The following is a 20059-nucleotide window of genomic DNA, read 5'->3' as shown; positions in this document are numbered from 1 at the left end:
ATCTACTGAAAAAGTATGCTATTTAAAAATTAAATAACTAAATGATAGGTATTTATAAAATGAATCCATTGCTCAATCTTGTTTTGTTGAAAACCTTTGTCACTGTTGCTGAAACAGGGAATTTCACCGTGGCTTCACAGCATTTAAATTCAACGCAATCAACATTGAGCCAGCAGATTCAACGGCTAGAAACTTTAGTCGGCCAGCCTTTATTCATCCGGGGACACCGTATACTTACCTTAACCGAAACTGGTGAGGTTTTGTTGAGTTATGCAAAAAATATCTTAGTACTTAATGATACCTTCTTTATGAAAATCACTGGCAATGCGGTAATTCAAACTATTCGGCTCGGTTTTCCAGAAGATCTCGCTTCTGGCCAAGTTACCCCAACACTTGCTGCATTTATGCAAGCTAATCCCAATATACGGCTAGAAGTCACGAGTGGCCTAAGCCGCCAGCTTCATCAGCGCTACCAACATGGTGAGTTAGATTTAATTATTGTGAAACAGAAAAAAGGCGAATTTAAAAGCGATTACCATTGGCCTGAACCATTATGTTGGCTAATTAGCAACCAATATAAACACTTCAATAATGATTCCGTACCCTTGGTAGTTTTTCCTGAAAATGGTCTATATCGTAATGATATGTTTAAGTTATTAGACAATGAACAGCGCCCTTGGCACATAACTTATACTTGTTCTAGCCTCGCGGGCATTCAAAGTGCTATCGCTGACGGGTTAGGGGTCAGCTTATTACCTTTGCGAGCAAAACTACCTCAACATCGAATTTTAACAGAAGAAGAAGGTTTCCCAGCCGCTCAAGAAATGGAAATTGCCATGCATTTCCACGCAAATACTTCGGATATTGTTACTCAGCTAGCCGAGAAACTGGCACAAAAATTGGAGGAACGCGAGTGATACATAAACTGATTGAATTAGAAAAAAAATTACATAACAGTACTAACCGACAGAATAGCCATTTTCTTCGTGAGATTTTGCATGCAGATTTTTTTGAATTTGCTCGTTCTGGAGGAACCAGTGATAAGCGAGATACGCTTTTGTCATTAGCAAATGAAATGGAAACATCTATTTATTCAGAAAATTATCACTGCTCATTCTTGAGCGATAATACCGTGTTAATGACCTATACCAGTTTTGAATTACACTATGGTAAAAAAATCAAACCCACCCATCGTTCATCTATTTGGCTAAAAAATTCAGAAAACCAATGGCAGCTGCGGTTTCATCAAGGAACCCCAATATAACTCTCTACTAAAAAATTTGAAGCCTACTGAAAAACAACAGCCTCCATTTGAAGACTGCTGTTTTTTATTGACGATTACTTATCAAAATAACCCGCTCGGATAGATGCCCCAATAAGATTCACCACGAAGCGCCCAGCAGTCACCCCCGTTAGCTTAGATGGAATATCTTTGGCTGGGGTAATTTCCACAATATCCATACCAACAACGCGACCCTTCTTCACTAAACCGTGAATTAGGCTCCGAGCTTGCAAATAGGTCACCCCACCAGGAGCTGGGCCATCAACTCCAGGCATGATACTTGGGTCAATCCCATCTGCATCAATACTAATATAGTAGTTCGAATTATCAGGGATCCGGTCTAAAATGGCTTGCATCCCAACCTCATGCAGTTCGTAGGCTGGAATAACATGCGCTCCATGGTCTTTAGCCGCTTGGTAATCCGCTGGGCGCCCACTACCTTGCGCACGTAAACCAATTTGGAAAATTTCACCGATATGTTTCATTTCTGAAGCGCGGCGGATCGGGCTTGAAAGGCCAGTATCGACACCATTAACCTCTTCACGCCAATCTAAATGCGCGTCAATATGCACAAGTGTAATCGGTCCTATTTCATCAAATCCCTGCAAAATAGGTGTTGTGATGCCATGATCGCCCCCTAAAACAATAGGAAGTGCTTTAGCTCTTAGTAATTGCCGAACCGCCTCAGCCGCACGTTGATGATGTTCCCCCAAAGGCTTTGATAAATCAGGAATAACATCACCACAGTCAACAAATTTAATATCTTTTCGGCCTTGTAATAGTGGCCCATCAATATCAAAATCATAATGATCTGGATGCCTAACAATTCGGTCACTCATATCACGTAAATATTGTGGAGCTCGAGATTGGTCATTGGTAAATGCGTGAGCACTATAAGCAGAACTAAATGGCATCCCTAGTATGGCAATATCCGCTTCAATGTCGGTCAATTCAGTCACTAATTCTGAATATAAAAATGTTTTATGCCCAACATTTGGGGGTGTCGTTAATTTTTTCATACAAACTATTCCTTCTTAGATTTAGTTTTATTTCTTTTATTTTTTATTTCTTAGCCACCAAATGTGTTAGCTAGGAATACAAATAGAGGAACACCAACAATATCCGTTAATACCGTTCCGGCGATTGGAATAATAATGAATGCCTTTCGTGAGAATAAACCATATTTATTACAAATAGCGTCCATAACCACTAAGCCATTTGGTGTTGCACCTAAACCATGTCCAATAAAACCAGCGGACATAACAGCAGCATCATAGTTTTTACCTAATGCGCGATAAACAACAAATATAGAAACTAATATTGTTGTAATAACCTGAGATATTAATATAATCGTTAGTGGTAATGCTAACTCATATAATTCCCAAAGTTTTAATTTCATCATTGCCATCACTAAAAACATTTCTAGTGATAGAGTAGAAATTAACACCACTGTATTACGAGATATTTTAATTATCGGTTTTCTTTCATTAATTGAATGAAATACAACACCAACAAATAAACTAAAAATATGGCCGGGAATGGTAAAGCCTGTTGCTGTGCTTATCCATTTCGCTGTCGGCATTCCGATAGCGAGTATGCTTAAAATAATCGCTCCTGTAATAATACATTGTTGGGCTGTAATTTTATCTTCTTTGCTGTTACTTTCTGCTAAATTTTCTAAATCAACATGGTCAGTTTCAATTTTTAATTTATTTCTTTGGATCAACCAGTTCCCAACTGGCCCCCCTAGAATTGACCCTGCAATCAAACCAAACGTTGAAGCCGCTAACCCAACATTCAGTGCTTGGTCATGACCAAAGGATTCAATCAGTGGTGCTAAAGATGCCGCCATACCATGACCACCCTGCATCGAGGCTTGGCCTGCCATCATGGCAACTAATGGCTCAATATCTAAAACATATGATAAACCAATGCTGACGCCATTTTGCATAAATGCCAGTCCCCAGCAAATTACCATATAAATCAGTAATATTTTTCCACCACTCACTAATAGTTTAACACCTGTCATTAAACCAATTGTGACGAAGAATATATACATCGATAAGTCATATAATGTGTTATCAAAATTAAGTTCTACAATATTAAATTGATAAGCTAACCACATTACAATAGAAAACATAAACCCGCCGATAACAGGGCTAGGAATTGAATACTTCATAAAAAATGGGAATTTTTTTATAATTACATTGCTAGCGATTAATAATAAAGCCCCTAATGCTGTAAATGTAATCATATCTAATTTTATTGTTAACAATTCATCTGTGACCATAAATTAGAATCCTTTTGTATTTATATATATTTGGATTAATTATTATTTTGTGGCGCCACTTTGGTAATAATCTATTAACAACTACAACTTTAAGATATACGTATCTGATAGGAATAAAAGTGATATTTTTGATCCTATGGTTTCATAAAATGAAACCTTTTATAGAAAACAAAAATAATTTTAATAATTAAAATAAAACAACATTATTTGTGTCGTTTGTATCCCAACAAAAATTAAGCTAGATTAGCATTTAGTGATTCATTTCACGTAATAGGTATAAATATGCATAATAAAAAATTAACGGAAAAAGACTTAAAATCATTACGTGTTTTTACTTCTGTTGCAGAAGTCGGTGGCTTTACCATTGCAGAAAAAAAATTAAATATGTCAAAAGCGTCAATAAGCCGCCATATTCGTGAAATTGAAGAAAAACTCGGTGTCCAATTATGTGAAAGAGGGCCTTCAGGCTTTAAGCTAACTGAATCAGGTTTATTTGTTATCGAAAAAGCCAAAACCGCTTTGAAAGCATTAGATAATATCAAAACTGAAGTTGATGAACGCCATGGGGTTTTATCTGGCACATTAGTTATTGGTGTTATTGAACATATTTTAACGGATCCACTATGCCATCTATCAGCAACAATCACTCAATTTACCCAAGAAGCACCTAATGTCAAATTAGAGCTAAGCATACTCAACCATAATCAATTAAATAAAGCACTTAGCGACAGAACAATTCAAATTGGTATTCGGGGGCAGTATCACGAAAATAACCGTTATAATTATCAATTCTTATTTATAGAAAACCATAAGCTTTATGTTTCTGCCAATACCGCCAGCAACAAGCATAATCTAGCATTGGTTTACCGGCCACATCCATTCACTGAAAGTATTTTAGCATCGGGTGAATTTAGTCGAGGCCCTGAAGCCGCTGGCCTTGAGGCCGTTGCTACCTTTATCGCTTCAGGTCACTATGTCGGAATTCTGCCCGAGAACTATGCCTCTCATATTAATTTTCGCCACTCACTAGTAGAAATGAACGATTCCCCTGTTTTTCATAACCGCATATGTGCGATCACTGAGGCCAGTAAACCGCTAACACAAAGTGAAGCACTATTTTTAAAACTACTTTCACAATTAAGTGAAGCTCCGGTATCTACATGATCAAAAAATCCCCCAATAAGTCACCTCACTGGGGGATTCATCACAAGAAACTTAATGCGTGTTAATTAGAGAACATCAACACAGTTCAGTTCTTTAAATGCTTGCTCTAAACGAACAACCATTGACTCTTGTGCTTTACGCAGCCATACACGTGGGTCATAGTATTTTTTGTTAGGTTTATCCGCACCTTCTGGGTTACCTAACTGACCTTGCAGATAGCCTTCGTTCTTTTTGTAATACTGTAAAATACCATCCCAAGTTGCCCACTGAGTATCAGTGTCGATGTTCATTTTGATAACACCGTAGCTAACTGCTTCTTTGATTTCAGCAGCACTTGAGCCAGAACCACCGTGGAATACGAAGTCTAAGCTGTTGTGTGGCAGATTATATTTTTCTGAAACGTAGTCTTGTGAATTACGCAGAATTTTTGGCGTTAACTGAACGTTACCTGGTTTATAAACACCGTGAACGTTACCGAAAGATGCAGCGATAGTGAAACGTGGGCTCACTGCACTCAGTTTTTCATACGCATATGCAACGTCTTCTGGCTGAGTGTACAGCTCGGAACTGTCCATTCCGGTGTTATCAACACCATCTTCTTCACCACCTGTACAGCCTAATTCGATTTCCAATGTCATATCGATTTTAGCCATACGTGCTAAGTATTTAGCACAGATTTCGATGTTTTCTTCCAGTGATTCTTCTGACAAGTCAATCATGTGAGAAGAGAACAATGGTTTACCGGTTTTCGCGTAGTGTTTTTCACCTGCATCTAACAGGCCATCGATCCATGGCAGTAATTTTTTCGCACAGTGGTCAGTATGCAGAATAACAGGAACACCGTAGTGCTCTGCCATTTGATGCACATGATAAGCACCTGAAATTGCACCTAAAATTGCAGCTTGTTGGCCTTCTGCTTTCAAACCTTTACCTGCGATAAATGCGGCACCGCCGTTTGAAAACTGAACAATAACTGGCGCACGCACTTTCGCGGCCGTTTCAAGTACGGCGTTAATTGAATCCGTACCAACACAGTTCACCGCTGGCAATGCAAAGTTATTTTCTTTGGCAACTGCGAAAACTTTCTGTACATCATCACCCGTGATAACACCCGGTTTAACAAAATCAAAAATTTTAGACATGTGAAAAGGTCCTGTGGTAAACAGGCAGCCTACGCTGCCTGTTGTGTATGAACAATTAATTACGCTTTAGCACGTTCTTCTAGCATCACAACGGCAGGGAGCTTTTTGCCTTCAACGAACTCAAGGAAAGCACCGCCACCAGTAGAGATATATGAAATTTTGTCAGCAATATCGAATAAATCGATAGCTGCTAGGGTGTCACCACCACCAGCGATAGAGAATGCGTCGCTATCAGCAATCGCTTTTGCAACGATCTCGGTACCTTTACGGAAATTAGGGAACTCAAACACGCCTACTGGGCCATTCCAAAGAATGGTTTTGGCATTTTTCAGGATCTCAGCCAAGCGCTGTGCAGATTCATCACCTAAATCCAGAATTTGTTCGTCATCTTTAATTTCAGTACTCGCTTTCAGAGTTGCTGGTGCAGTTTCAGAGAACTCGGTTGCAACGCGAACATCCGTTGGTACTGGAATTTGGCAGTTTGCCAGTAATTTTTTCGCTTCAGGGATTAAGTCCGCTTCATATAATGAGCGACCAACATTATTGCCTTCCGCTGCGATAAAGGTATTTGCAATACCGCCACCAACAATCAGCTGGTCTGCGATTTTAGATAGGGAATCTAATACAGTCAGTTTCGTTGACACTTTAGAGCCACCAACAATCGCAACCATTGGACGAGCTGGGTTATCTAATGCTTTACCTAATGCTTCTAACTCACCACTCAGTAGTGGGCCAGCACAAGCAACTGGAGAGAATTTAGCAACACCATGTGTTGACGCTTGTGCGCGGTGAGCCGTACCAAATGCGTCCATAACATAAACATCACACAATGCAGCGTATTGTTTAGACAGGGTTTCATCGTCTTTTTTCTCGCCTTTATTAAAGCGAACGTTTTCCAGCACAACTAACTCGCCAGCTTCGATTTCAACACCGTTAAGGTAGTCTTTAACTAAGCGGACTGGGTAATCCATTTTGTCAGCCAGATAGTCAACAACAGGTTGCAGTGAAAACTCTTCGTTGTACTCGCCTTCGGTCGGGCGACCAAGGTGAGAAGTGACCATGACTTTAGCGCCTTGTTTCAGAGCAGCTTCAATTGTTGGTAATGAAGCACGAATACGTGCATCAGAAGTAACTTTGCCATCTTTTACAGGAACGTTTAAGTCAGAACGGATGAATACGCGTTTACCCGCTAAGTCTAAATCGGTCATCTTAATTACAGACATGGTGAATCCTCTCGTTGATTCTCTATAAAGTTTCCATCAGCGACTGTGCAAAACAATAAAGTTATCATGCCCTGCTGTCTGTCAGTCGCCAATTAGTTTAAACCTGTCGCTGCCATCGCTAATGTTGTATCTAGCATCCGGTTAGCAAACCCCCATTCGTTATCACACCAAACTAGGGTTTTAATTAAATGCTTACCACTAACTCGCGTTTGTGTACCGTCTATAATAGCACTGTGTGGATCATGATTGAAATCCATCGAAACTAGCGGTAATTCAGTGTAGTCCACTATACCACGAAAATGGCCTTGTGCCGCGCTTCGCAGTAGTTGGTTGACTTTATCAACACAAACATCGTTATGTACGGTAACACTCAAATCAATCGCTGTCACATTCGTCGTCGGTACACGGACAGAAATGGCTTCAAAATGGTCTTTAAATTTCGGAAAAATTCGCGTAATTCCTGCCGCTAACTTGGTATCAACAGGAATAATAGACTGACTCGCTGCACGAGTTCTGCGTAAATCTTTATGATAGGCATCGATAACAGGCTGGTCATTCATTGACGCATGAATCGTCGTCACGGTTCCCGATTCAATCGAAAATGCCTCATCAAGCAATTTAATAATAGGAATAATACAGTTGGTGGTGCAAGAAGCATTGGAAACAATCTTGTCTTGAGCGGTTAAGCTTTCATGGTTAACACCATAAACGATAGTTGCATCAAGGTCATCAGTACCCGGGTGAGAAAATAATACTTTTTTCGCCCCTGCCGCTAAATGCAATAAGCCGTCATCCCGTGAACCATAAACCCCACTACAATCTAAAACAACATCAATCCCCAGTTCTTTCCAAGGCAACTCATGCAGCTCAGATTGGTGAAATAAACGAATATTATCATCACCAACTTGTAAAAGTGTTCCGTTAAGTCGTACATCCCAAGCAAAACGCCCATGGCTGGAATCATACTTCAGCAAATGCGCAATCCCTTCAGGTTCAGCAAGTTCATTAACCGCCACCACGACAATCTCTGCCCGACGGCCAGACTCATACAACGCTCTTAGAACACTTCGACCAATGCGGCCAAAGCCATTTATTGCTACCCTGATTGCCATTCTACACCTTGTATCTGAGCAAAATCACACGGTTGCTAAGGATAACTGACTCACACCAACTCTACTGCTCATTTTAGCTGTCAAACATCAAAAGTGTGCTTCAACCGACATTTTTAAAAAATATTTTCATTCTGCAACATACAACTGAAACGGTTCAGCTTATCTAGGATTAGATTAAGGGATATATTTATAGAACGCAATAGAAAATCCTATATTGGTGCACAAAAAAACAACGCCTAGTTTATCGCTAGGCGTTGTTCAGCAAGATAATTAGAAATGAGAACCGAAATTCGGAACTCATTCCTTCTTATTTTATTTCAGTAAAGATTTCGCAGCTTCAACTGCTTTCTCTACTGTGATACCGAATTCTTTAAACAGAACTTCGGCAGGAGCAGATTCACCAAAGGTATGCATACCGATGATGGCGCCGTTTAAACCAGTGTACTTGAACCAGTAATCTGCAATACCCGCTTCGATAGCAACACGTGCTGTCACATTAGCAGGTAAAACCGCTTCACGGTATGCCGCGTCTTGTTTATCAAATACATCCGTTGATGGCATAGAAACAACACGAACTTTACGGCCTTCTGATGTTAATTGATCAGCCGCTTTAACAGCCAATTCCACTTCAGAACCTGTAGCAATAAAGATTAACTCAGGCGTACCTGCGCAATCTTTCAGAATGTAAGCCCCTTTCTCGATATTGCCTAATTGTTCAGGGCTACGAGGTTGTTGCTCTAAGTTCTGACGAGAGAAGATTAATGCGCTTGGGCCATCTTTACGCTCGATAGCATATTTCCACGCCACCGCAGATTCAACTTGGTCACAAGGACGCCACGTGCTGACATTTGGTGTCACACGCAGGCTTGCCAGTTGCTCAACCGGTTGGTGAGTCGGGCCATCTTCACCCAGACCAATAGAATCGTGAGTATAAACGAAGATGCTACGCACTTTCATCAGTGCTGCCATACGAACCGCATTACGCGCGTATTCAACAAACATCAGGAATGTCGCGCCGTAAGGAATGAAACCACCATGTAACGCGATACCGTTCATGATAGCTGACATACCAAATTCACGAACACCGTAGTGAATATAGTTACCCGCTGGGTCAACATTCAGCGCTTTCGAACCTGACCACATGGTTAAGTTACTTGGTGCTAAGTCTGCAGAACCACCCATAAATTCTGGTAACACTTTACCAAACGCTTCTAATGCATTTTGTGATGCTTTACGGCTGGCAATATTTGCTGGGTTTTGTTGCAGATTTTCAACAAATTGTTTTGCATCCGCGTCAAAATTAGCTGGTAATTCACCATTCATACGACGAGTAAATTCCGCAGCTAATTCAGGGAATTGGGCTGAATATGCGGCGAATTTTTTATCCCATGCGCTTTGTTTTTCTTTACCTGCGGTACGAGCATCCCAAGCTTCGTAGATATCTTTAGGAATTTCGAATGGACCGTAGCTCCACCCCAGAGCTTCGCGAGTTGCTGCAATTTCAGCATCACCTAAAGGTGCACCGTGGACAGACTCAGAACCAGCTTTGTTTGGTGAACCAAAACCAATGATAGTTTTACACATAATCAGTGTTGGTTTATCAGTTTGGTTTTTCGCTTCATTCACTGCCGCATTGATCTGTGATGCGTCATGTCCGTCGATATCACGGATAACATGCCAGCCATAAGATTCGAAACGTGCTGCGGTATCGTCAGTAAACCAACCTTCAACTTCACCATCAATTGAGATGCCGTTGTCATCATAGAATGCGATCAGTTTATTTAATTTCAGTGTACCCGCTAAAGAACATGCTTCGTGCGAGATACCTTCCATCATACAGCCATCACCCATGAATACATAAGTGTGGTGGTCAACAACGTCATGGCCAGGGCGGTTAAATTGCGCGGCTAATGTGCGTTCTGCGATCGCAAAACCCACTGCGTTTGCAATGCCTTGCCCCAAAGGACCAGTTGTTGTTTCAACACCTGGAGTATAGCCATATTCTGGGTGGCCCGGTGTTTTAGAGTGTAATTGGCGGAAGTTTTTTAACTCTTCGATAGGTAAGTCATAACCAGTGAGGTGCAGTAAGCTATAAATCAACATTGAGCCATGGCCGTTTGACAGTACAAAACGGTCACGATCTGCCCAGTGAGGGTCTGCTGGGTTATGATTCATATGGTCACGCCACAGTACTTCAGCGATATCAGCCATGCCCATTGGCGCGCCAGGATGCCCTGATTTTGCTTTTTGAACCGCATCCATACTTAGAAAGCGGATAGCATTAGCAAGGGTTTTACGAGTCGTCATCAGTATACTCCAGGTAGGATAAAAACGTACTTAAACCAATTTTTACAACGCAATACGGATAGTGCTACTTTAATTTCGCTGCAACATGAAAGTATCAAGTTACCGAGGTATCGCCATCGGTCTCCTTATCTAAGAAACCACAACACATCGACAACAAACTGAGCATTTCATGAATAGAGCGATTGAAAGTAACCCAATTCTACCCATACCGCAATATTTGCTATGTTCATGGCAGCAGATCGCTAATAAATTGAACTGCCGCAAAGCTGAATCCATTCCATTGCGCAAAATATCCCTTAAGACTTACATTTTTGCGCAAGTGACTAACCTTATTAAACCTGAGTTCAGTGTCTGGGATCAAGGTGATTTATGCTTCTAGCACATTTAGCTGCCACATTAGTGATAATTGGCAAAGTTTTAGACAAAAAAAGCGCAATATGCCCGAATATTTTTGTTTGAGTTGAGTAAAAGACCTAGCCTTTCTAATGACTATTAATAGATAGAAGTAACATGAATTGAAAAAAACCAGTAACAACAAATATTACTGGCTAATCATATAATATAAAATTTTAAATCAGCTAATCGCAATTGCCTATAGAATAGTATTTATCAAATATAACAATGTATTTACGGCTTTTTTTCTTTAAAGCTTCATGGTGAAATTCTTGTTGTGGTAAAAGATAAAGAACTAAGGGCTGCTCATCATCCTTTACTTCACAGCTTTCATGAATTAACACCCTAAAATAAGTATTGCCCGTATTTTTTAATATGCCCGCATCCACATCCATCGCATATTTAAATGCAATATCTTTCGGCCTAACCACAAAATAGGTTTCTAAACTAACTGTGGGGTAAAATAACGGTTGCTGATTCTGAAAAGAGTCAGTTTCCACATCAAGTGCCGTTTCACTGATCACAATCTTATAATAGCGTTCTTTATCATCCGCTTTACCGCGATAAAAAATCTTAAAATACTCTTGCTCACCGGGTAATACGATTTTTTTTAATGGGGTAAAAATAATTTCCCCTTCTTCTATTGGCTTCCCTTGTTCTTTATTATCAGGCTTATCTATTTGGTATGCGCTAAATGTATATAAATTCACCTTTTTCGTATCATTGATATAGGACTTTGAAAAAAAGCTTTTATTGGGCTCTAAAGATGAAATATCTGAGCTCAAATAAAGTGAATAGGCTTTACCAAAACATGAAAAAAGCAATAATAACAGCGAGCTAATCAATAGTTGAGTCGCTATACGCTTCAGTTTATCAATATAAATCGCGCCAACCTTATAAATGGACATCTGGCCCCGTCCAAATCGCTTTCACGACAACCGTTCCACTCGCAGACACCGTTCCTAACCAATCGATGCCATCTAACGTAAATAATGAGTTTGAATCATTCATTGGGAAACGTAAATCCAAATTAGTGCGATAAAAAGAACCTAAATCTTGGTTAGGGATATCCCATGGTGTTTCCGTCCACAAGGCATTATCCATCGATATTTCCGTACCATCACAACTTGAGCGATAAGACTCTTCGATACCTGAAGCATTTTTAAATGACAAGTAAGCTGAAAACGGAACACGAAATTTGTCATCATCGGAGCTGAACAAACAAAAGTTTTGTCCGTTAACATTCACTGTCGGCCCCTCGACTCTTGCAGTGATCGCGTCCGCTTGTCGAGGGCCGCTTGTCGTCACAATATAATTAAACTCAATTGGTGGTTCCGCTGGGCCAATTTTCCCAGTTTTTGACGGGTTAGGAATATAATCCGCAGGCACAATACTAATGCTGTAGTCCCTAGGCTTTATCACTAACTGGTTCGATGGCGTGAATTCATAATAGCCTGACTGTGGGGCAGCGGCAGGGTTCGTAAACGAAAACGTAAAAAAGTCTTGGCTATTGGTGAAATCAATATTATTTGTCACTAATTGTTTGAAAAACGTATTAGAAAAAAAGATAGAAACATAGTTATTTGAACTTTTAAAATATGAGTTCGCTGCATAAGATGAGTTGTAATTTTGCCAAACATTAGAACCGTCGTCAGGGCCTATTTTTATTGACGCAGCAGCAGGGGTAAATGGAATTAATGTTGAATTTACTTTTAATGTTAGCAACACATTCGCAAAAATATCCCCCGATGTTTCATGTTTTACCACTTGGCAAATTAAACCGTTCACGTTGGCAACAATACCAATACGACAAAATTGCTCCCCGGGACCTAGGCTTGGGTTACCATTACTATCAATGTAAACTTCTTGCATTGCGCCTGTTGAACTCAGTTTAATATGCCCTGATTTCGTCATTGTAAACTCATGAGATGCGATAATTCGTCCACCAACACTTTGGCAACTTTCCCCTTTTGCAGGGTCATAATCCAAGTCAGTCATACATGCACGATAGCTATAAGTTTCTACTGTACCAATAGGCAGTTTTTGAAAATATTGGTATGTTGACTCACTAAAAATACCTCGCGCATATGCCCCTTCCCCCAAGGTATTATCCTGTACAATTTTATACGCGCCATTTCGACCAACATATTGTGCAGGCCAATAACCCGTATCGCGATTACAGTAATTACGCATACAGCGGTTACCAATAAATGGGCTATCAATCGGTGAATTTTCAAACCAAATATCTACATTCTGGTTGGCCCGAATCGAGGTATTGGTGTAGCCCATATAACCTAAGCTTTCTTGGTTTCTTGCTGAATAACGGGAAAATTTATTTGCGCCAGTGAATCGAGGATCTAAAGACCTTGGTGTTACAAAAAACTCATTATCAACACCATTTTCAATAAATACATAAGAGTTACTCAGAGCCACAGCTAAGCCAGAAGAACTAAAGACGCCATTCAACAAACAACTCGTCAAAAATAGTAAGAAATATTTTTTATTCATCATGAAACTCTCATTGCCTTAATGCGACTGTTCTTTGCGGGTCACAGGTAACATCCCCTAGCCATAACGCACCTCTGGCTCCCTCTAGATTCAAATCAGCTTCGCAAATAGTTTGCTCATCTTCTTGTAGAAGTGAAATAACAGGGTAGCGAACATCGACATCCATCGAAAACTCACCATTGTGATCTGTTTTTGTGCGACCAATATGGTTACGGATAGACGCATATTTAATAAATTCGCCAGTTGGCGATTTCAAACGACCAAATACCGTCACGAGCTGCCTAACTTCAGGTTTATAAATAGCAATATTCCCAGGGTATAATGTGACAGACTTATTTCGCCCCGATACAATGTCAAAACTGTCTTTAGATTTCGCATCATTCATTAATTGAATGTCATAATCCGAATAAGGGGATAATGGAATAAAGGTATTTGCTCCACTAATAGGGTAATTTTGCCCATTAACACGTGCTGTCATACTCCCAGCCCCATAAATATCCGAATTAATAATGACGCCTGATTTCCCTTGCTGCCCACTTGGCATAATAGTTCCATTGCTATAAGCGACTGAGCCTCTTGAGGTCAAATTACCATTAAGCCTATTACTATCGGGCCGGTTAAGTGTCACCATACCTGAGTTATATTTAGTCTCGTAAGAGGCATAGCCCATTGTTGAAATATTAGACTCACCGTTATTTTTATCTTTAACTAGCTTTGACACCGAACCTCCGACACTTGTAATAACCGAATCATCAAAGCTCTTATTCGCATAAATATTGGCTTTCACATTACCATTGCTCGATGAAAGACCTGTACTCAACCATGTTGATAACGGTAATGAAAAATCGAGGCTAATAAATTTTTCATTCATACTTTTTTGGTCATCATAGTGATAACGCTGAACGCCTGTTCTTAACCCAATCGTGCCGTAACGACCTGAAAACAATGTATTTGAATACTCATAGTTAATTGAATCACTACCAATACGTTTATCTTTTGTACTACTAATAGTGAATGTTCCCGCTCGCTCAAATACCTTGTCAAAATTTAAAGTCGCGCCATAAGAATAACTATCAGAGTCATAAATGGGTAATTCACCTTTTACTACGGCCTTTTCTTTCGAAGCCCAAACAGATCCATAGCCATCAGGTATATTTGTCGATAGCGTAGCAATATTTCTATGGCTTCCATGGTTTTCAATCATTCCCTGCCAAGACAGTGATACATACTGATTTAAAGAAAAGTTAATACTGCTTTCATTAATTAAAAAATTGTCATAGCCATAATTAGACATCTGAATATTTAATCCAGATAAAACAGGAAAACCTTTTGCCACGGACGCACCGACTAAATAACTTTGCTTCAGTGGCTCACGTTTAGAATATTTTCCTCTTACATAACGTTTCTTATCAAAATCAACATATCCCCCATAGACTTCCCAATTTAACTTTTCAAAATTAGCGCCGCTAGTTCCAAAAGATTTATTAATTGTTTGATGTTGAGTCGTCACAATTTTACCATCTACAACGGTCTCAATCGTGACATCATAGATACCAAATGGAAGAATACTCGTGTCGACTTCAAAGCTACCCATCGGAAAATTTTGAATATTTAATAACTTTCCATCACGGTAAATACGAATTTCACCTGGGCTATTTAAAAATACATAGATTGGTGTTAACGAATATTTTGAGTTCACCACGACACTAGATGCATTATTTCCTAGTGTAACTGCATAAATTTTACTGCTATTTAGTGTAGTTAGGCTCGCAATAGACTGTAAATTCCACGTACTCATTAACCCAATCGCATAACGTATTCCATTAAAATCGCGTTCATACATAGCACGATATAATTCAATATCAGAGTTTGATTTACCAATGCTGTAAACTGATGCATTAATGTTAATGTGGTGTTCGGCTATAGCCAACAAAGTATCTAAATTAAAATAGCTACTCGACGAATTTTTCCCTTTTTTTACCTGACTTCCAAAAACACCTAAATCATAATTAGCTACTGCAGAAAAATCATTTACCGATGAGTCACCTAGAGAAAATTGCCTAACTTTTTCTTTAGGCACAAAAGCATCTTGGTCAACATCGAGTGACAGATTAAATGAAGAAATATCTAACTGAAGTAATGCATCTTTATCAATCTTAATGTTATTTGATTCATTGAAAAAGTTATCCTTACTGTTTTCTAATTCATCTATCAATAATGAGCTTAACTTTGGTCCTTGGCTATTATCAATAAAATTAATATTCGCAAGTTTAATTTTTCCTTGTTCAACAATAATGATGGCATCAGCAATTTTATCTTCACTTTGATTTTTTTCTCTAGAGGTATTTAATCGTAAAAAAACAGGTACTGACATTCCCTCTTCCAGTGCCATAACAAAAGCTGGCGGAATAATATACCCACCAATTTTAATACGCTTGTTATCTTTAGCATAAACAACATTTGAAAAAATAAAGCTCATTATTGATAATGCAATAATACTTTTATGCATAGTTAAGATCCAATATTAGCTATTTGACCACAATAAAATTACCTTTGTGCCAAATACCAACACTTGTTTTTTTATTATTTATATCGACCAACTGAAGTTTTACAGCTAAATTTGGCATCAAGTAATAACGTTCTTTACAGATCCCATCGGAACCAAGATTTATTTTATCAGGTAAACAAGGTCCTGAAGCAACAACACGAAAAGAACTGTTCCCTAAATTAGCAACTTTCTGATTTTCATATTTGTATTGAAAGTTTTCTATTCTAGGTGCAACAACAAGTATTGTACTAATCGTTGCAGATGTTGTTGCTGATGCTGATTTTGAACTTTTCGTAATCCCACTTTCACTAATTGGGTCATCTTTCCAATTTAGTCGATAATAACGTTCCTTATCGTCTTTCGGGCCATTGTAGATAACTTTAAATACATCACGTGCATTTCCCGGAAGAATAATATTCGCTGGTGTTGACAATATTTCGTTAGGATCGTTAGTTGAAATTACCTTTCCATGTTCTAATGGTGTATCTATTTTTTCTATCGTTAAGTTTACTAATCTAGCCGCATCAACTGTGTTTTCAATTTCCTTAGAAAGTGAATTTTCATCAGATGAAATAATTTCTGTGATATTACCAACATTAACAGCCAAGGTATTTTTTAGTGGGAGAATTGATAATAGAATAACTGCTATTGTTGTTTTTTTCATAATAGAACTCAAAATAAAAAACGATAAAGACTCTATATCCTTATATTATCTTTATCGTAACAAAGGATTTTTTATTTAATTAATAAAAAACTTATGGAGTAACAAAAGTTCCTTCCCAGTTTGCAGTAAACTGGACTTTCACATCACCATCCCAAACACCATCATCTAAGTCTTTAAACTCAGCGACTGCGCCTGCTGCTTTAGCTTTAGCAATAACAAAGGTGAACTCACCGCGATCTGTTGCACGGTCTGAGCTATTATAAACACCATCAGCCGCTAAATTATCTAAACCTGAAGTAATACCGTCAGCAACGCTGATTAACGTAGTATCCGTAGCAGTGTTTAAATCAGTACCATTCCATTTAACGCCAACTTCTAATGTAGAATCGTCGGTAGTTCTTGCTAATGTATTAGCAATAATTTTAGATGTTAATTTAAAGTCAGTTGCGCCGGATTGTCCTTGAATAGCGACATCAAATGCACCATTTTGCTGATTAAAGCTTTTTTGGCCTTCGGCGTAATTAAAAGTTAAGCTTTTTAGTGGAGTCACAACTAACATGCTTGTCGTGTCTTTAATTGCAGTCGCTTGCCATGTTGCTGTTGCTTGAGCGGTACGTGTATCTGCATTTGCAACGGTAGCAAAAGAAGCAGCAATAACCCCAGATAATAATACAGATGATATTTTCTTATTAAACATTTTATTCTCTCTAATTTAAATTCAATATACAACAAATGAAAAATTACTTAGTATAAAAAACACTTTTAACTGTGTTTTTTATAAAACATAATCTTGAGCACTATGAGAATAGAGCTAGAACAATTTAAAATAATATTACTGCTTTTTATTTATGAAACTATCAATCAAGTAATTGCTTAATAAATAACTTTTTTTACTTTTTTCTTTCTCCAATTTTATATCGATATCACATTCGCTTTGAACAAATAAAATAAGCTCAACCCAATTCTTATCTAATAGGCGTAAAAGATGACTTAATTGGTCTATTGTTAATGATGTTTTCCCTGTTTCATAACGAGATATTTGTTGCTGGCTAACATGCATTAGCTTTGCCAATTGCTTTCCCGTTAAATTTTTTTCCTTTCGAGATTTTCTTAAAAATATTCCCGCATAATAACTCAACCTATTTACTTCCATAAGCATTTCCAAAATTTTCCCGATGTATAAACCAAATTTAATTTTTATTAAATGATAATCATTAATATATTTATTTAATAGGCTAAATTATTCTAGTGATAATTCATTAACTACTAATTTATGCTTAATAATATAAATTGATTAAAAAACGTGTAAAAATGTTTAAACCTATCAATAGAATTAAAATCAATAGGCCTGAGCTTTTTAATGTTTTTTTGTACCCATATTTTGAGATATACAACCGAATAAAACACGCAATTGGAGTAGAAAAATGATAAGTAACTATGTGATTAATAGATTAATTTTAAATGTGATGATATTGTTGCTGTTATTGCTATAATATGTTGCAAGTATTATTACTTATAAAACAATATAGATTACAGTGACACGCCAATTAATGCTAAGTTTCATTTTGTTACAATTTGGAATGCAATGTATTACTTGTAATTTAAAATAACACTTAATATGAGTATTAAGGATTTTGCTCTATAAAATACTCATTGATTAGCGTTAAGATCGAGTATGCTATTTTTATTGATTCATATCAAAATATACTCATTCATTTTTATTTTTTTAAAGAATTAAAAAAATAAAAACAATGACTATAATAACTATCCCTACTGAAACAGTTCATCAATGATATAAAAAAAACATCATTTCAACCCTTCAAATAAAGCACAAAAAACCATCTATTTTGCTCTATTTATACCAAAGAAAAATAGTAACGTTTATAAATTATAATTCACACTTACCAAGAAGAAAAAGAAAATCGTTCAAAAAACAATCTGGCTAGCTATCCCAGGATAGCTTATCGATATTACTCATCATGTATAGATAGCTTATGGACTTCTAACAACCAACGTTTTTACTAACAGACATTCCTATGCTCTGTTACTATACCCAAAAGTATAATCTCTAGTGGAAAGCTAAGTGTAAAAGAAAGGATTAAAATCTAGATTAGCTGCTATGTAGATAGTTATATCTAATTTATAAGTAATATTTAGAGTAGCTTTAGGTGATGAATTGGGTTTGGAACAAACGCGCATAGTATTAGGTACTGCAAAATCGGTATACATTGAGCTGTTTAATTGTAAGGAAGAAGTCTTAGCACTGACTATTTCGATAACTCACTACATACATCAATAAGGCATCCATTGGATATCACCAAAATTAAAATGAAAGGCAATGGAGGACATAACCCCCCCCTGATTCAACTATCACTGGTAAAGTACTTTATGAAATTATAGAAGATAAACAGGTCTGTAGGACGAAGTATTAGCTCCTACTCCCTATGTACCACAATAGGTTCATGATATAGAAAGTTGATACTATAGTGGATAAAGCAAATCAACTATTTGTTTTATCTTACATTTATTCACCTAATAGACATTGATATTATATCATATATCTAATTATCAAAGTGGGACTTTAACATCATACACATTAAATTAGTTAACTGAGTTATTAATAGATAAGAGAGTTAAATACACATTTAAAATTACAATTCTACCAATATAACTGGTTTCCTACCTTTATTCTCAATTCTTCCCTCTCTTTAATTGTAATAAATTGTAACTTTCAATGTGGATTCTTTATGCTTCTTAATTAAATATACATTTGTTAAAAATTATAATAATTTTACACTTATTTGGTGTATTTTTTTATTGAATACCCTGTTTTCAACATTATGAATGTGTATTTTTAACCAATTAAACTGGTGAAGAGATATTTTTTAATTGAATAATGCTAAAAAAAACAGATTTAATAGAAAAAACCTATTGAAAGTAAATCTTTAATAGAAACCCTGCCATTTACTCTTTTTTTAATGTATTTATTATAACACTCAATTAAGCAAGCGAGTGAGCTAACGAATATCACATAAATAGATCTATTAATATTAGAGGCTGAAAAAATGAAAGCTAATATAATTAGTAGTCATGTAGGAAATTATTTACGAAAATCACGCAAAGAAAAAAACATGACAGGAAAACAGTTGGCAGAATTAATTAATATTAGCCAACAACAGGTATCTCGCTATGAAACTGGTACCAGTTCATTATCGCTAGATCAATTAAATGAAATCTTAACTGTTTTAGACAAAAGATGGATTGAAATGATTTGCTATATTGATTGTTTCTCTGAAGAAAATAAAAGAAACAATATAAATTTAAGTAAAAAAACAATCGCAATATTACTAAATAGCATGAAAGATATTTAAACCTTTCATTTTAAATTCAATAAAACCATATCAATATGTAAAAATTAAATAACTA

General features: G+C 37.3%; 16 protein-coding genes. 4 read left to right on the top strand and 12 right to left on the bottom strand.

Translation table 11 applies throughout. The features are described 5' to 3' along the window. Positions 1 to 59 precede the first annotated feature (59 nt). The gene (locus FVA69_RS04065) at positions 60 to 917 is read left to right on the top strand and encodes a LysR substrate-binding domain-containing protein (protein ID WP_164528454.1); all 858 of its coding nucleotides are present in this window, start codon (positions 60 to 62) and stop codon (positions 915 to 917) included. Continuing rightward, positions 914 to 1264, top strand: coding sequence for a DUF4440 domain-containing protein (locus tag FVA69_RS04060; protein ID WP_109911913.1), 351 nt, complete (start codon positions 914 to 916; stop codon positions 1262 to 1264). Before FVA69_RS04065 ends, FVA69_RS04060 begins: the two co-directional genes overlap by 4 nt. A 74-nt stretch (positions 1265 to 1338) precedes the next feature. On the opposite strand, the gene FVA69_RS04055 is transcribed toward FVA69_RS04060, so the two are convergent. Continuing rightward, the gene (locus FVA69_RS04055) at positions 1339 to 2301 is read right to left on the bottom strand and encodes an agmatinase (RefSeq protein WP_109911912.1); all 963 of its coding nucleotides are present in this window, start codon (positions 2299 to 2301) and stop codon (positions 1339 to 1341) included. Positions 2302 to 2351: 50 nt separating this feature from the next. After that, positions 2352 to 3572 (bottom strand): sodium/glutamate symporter, encoded by a 1221-nt coding sequence (locus FVA69_RS04050; protein ID WP_164528453.1) that lies wholly within the window; start codon positions 3570 to 3572, stop codon positions 2352 to 2354. A 282-nt stretch (positions 3573 to 3854) separates the two neighbouring features. Here FVA69_RS04050 and FVA69_RS04045 point away from each other — a divergent pair, with 282 nt between their 5' ends. Further along, positions 3855 to 4736, top strand: a complete 882-nt coding sequence (locus FVA69_RS04045) for a LysR family transcriptional regulator (RefSeq protein WP_164528452.1) — start codon at positions 3855 to 3857, stop codon at positions 4734 to 4736. A gap of 65 nt (positions 4737 to 4801) precedes the next feature. Here the strand turns inward: FVA69_RS04045 and fbaA are convergent, their stop codons facing one another. From fbaA to FVA69_RS03995, 10 genes are all read right to left on the bottom strand, one after another. Continuing rightward, positions 4802 to 5878, bottom strand: a complete 1077-nt coding sequence (gene fbaA, locus FVA69_RS04040) for a class II fructose-bisphosphate aldolase (protein ID WP_109911909.1) — start codon at positions 5876 to 5878, stop codon at positions 4802 to 4804. A 59-nt stretch (positions 5879 to 5937) separates the two neighbouring features. Then, on the bottom strand, positions 5938 to 7101 hold the full coding sequence (gene pgk / locus FVA69_RS04035; RefSeq protein WP_004914415.1) for a phosphoglycerate kinase: 1164 nt from the start codon (positions 7099 to 7101) through the stop codon (positions 5938 to 5940). 92 nt (positions 7102 to 7193) lie between these two features. After that, the gene (gene epd / locus FVA69_RS04030; RefSeq protein WP_004914418.1) at positions 7194 to 8213 is read right to left on the bottom strand and encodes an erythrose-4-phosphate dehydrogenase; all 1020 of its coding nucleotides are present in this window, start codon (positions 8211 to 8213) and stop codon (positions 7194 to 7196) included. Between the two features lie 312 nt (positions 8214 to 8525). Next, on the bottom strand, positions 8526 to 10520 hold the full coding sequence (tkt, locus tag FVA69_RS04025; RefSeq protein WP_164528451.1) for a transketolase: 1995 nt from the start codon (positions 10518 to 10520) through the stop codon (positions 8526 to 8528). Positions 10521 to 11098: 578 nt separating this feature from the next. Then, positions 11099 to 11821 carry a fimbrial protein gene (locus tag FVA69_RS04020; RefSeq protein WP_231136947.1) on the bottom strand — a complete coding sequence of 241 codons (723 nt, stop codon included), beginning with the start codon at positions 11819 to 11821 and terminating at the stop codon, positions 11099 to 11101. After that, complete coding sequence (locus FVA69_RS04015) at positions 11808 to 13424, bottom strand: fimbrial protein (RefSeq protein ID WP_227024218.1); 1617 nt, start codon at positions 13422 to 13424, stop codon at positions 11808 to 11810. Before FVA69_RS04015 ends, FVA69_RS04020 begins: the two co-directional genes overlap by 14 nt. Positions 13425 to 13431: 7 nt before the next feature. Continuing rightward, entirely contained in the window at positions 13432 to 15930 is a 2499-nt protein-coding gene (locus tag FVA69_RS04010; protein WP_164528450.1) for a TcfC E-set like domain-containing protein, read from the bottom strand. Positions 15931 to 15949: 19 nt separating this feature from the next. Further along, positions 15950 to 16633 carry a hypothetical protein gene (locus FVA69_RS04005; RefSeq protein ID WP_004914433.1) on the bottom strand — a complete coding sequence of 228 codons (684 nt, stop codon included), beginning with the start codon at positions 16631 to 16633 and terminating at the stop codon, positions 15950 to 15952. Positions 16634 to 16724: 91 nt separating this feature from the next. After that, positions 16725 to 17330 carry a common pilus major fimbrillin subunit EcpA gene (gene ecpA, locus FVA69_RS04000; RefSeq protein ID WP_004914437.1) on the bottom strand — a complete coding sequence of 202 codons (606 nt, stop codon included), beginning with the start codon at positions 17328 to 17330 and terminating at the stop codon, positions 16725 to 16727. Between the two features lie 135 nt (positions 17331 to 17465). Further along, positions 17466 to 17786, bottom strand: a complete 321-nt coding sequence (locus FVA69_RS03995; RefSeq protein WP_109911906.1) for a helix-turn-helix domain-containing protein — start codon at positions 17784 to 17786, stop codon at positions 17466 to 17468. Between the two features lie 1912 nt (positions 17787 to 19698). Between FVA69_RS03995 and FVA69_RS03990 the strand changes: the two genes are divergently transcribed. Next, entirely contained in the window at positions 19699 to 20004 is a 306-nt protein-coding gene (locus FVA69_RS03990) for a helix-turn-helix domain-containing protein (protein WP_164528449.1), read from the top strand. The last annotated feature ends 55 nt before the right edge of the window (positions 20005 to 20059 follow it).

Origin of the sequence: Providencia sp. PROV004, assembly GCF_011045615.1 — a bacterium.
Lineage (GTDB): Bacteria > Pseudomonadota > Gammaproteobacteria > Enterobacterales > Enterobacteriaceae > Providencia > Providencia rettgeri.
This window is presented reverse-complemented; position numbering and strand designations above follow the sequence as displayed.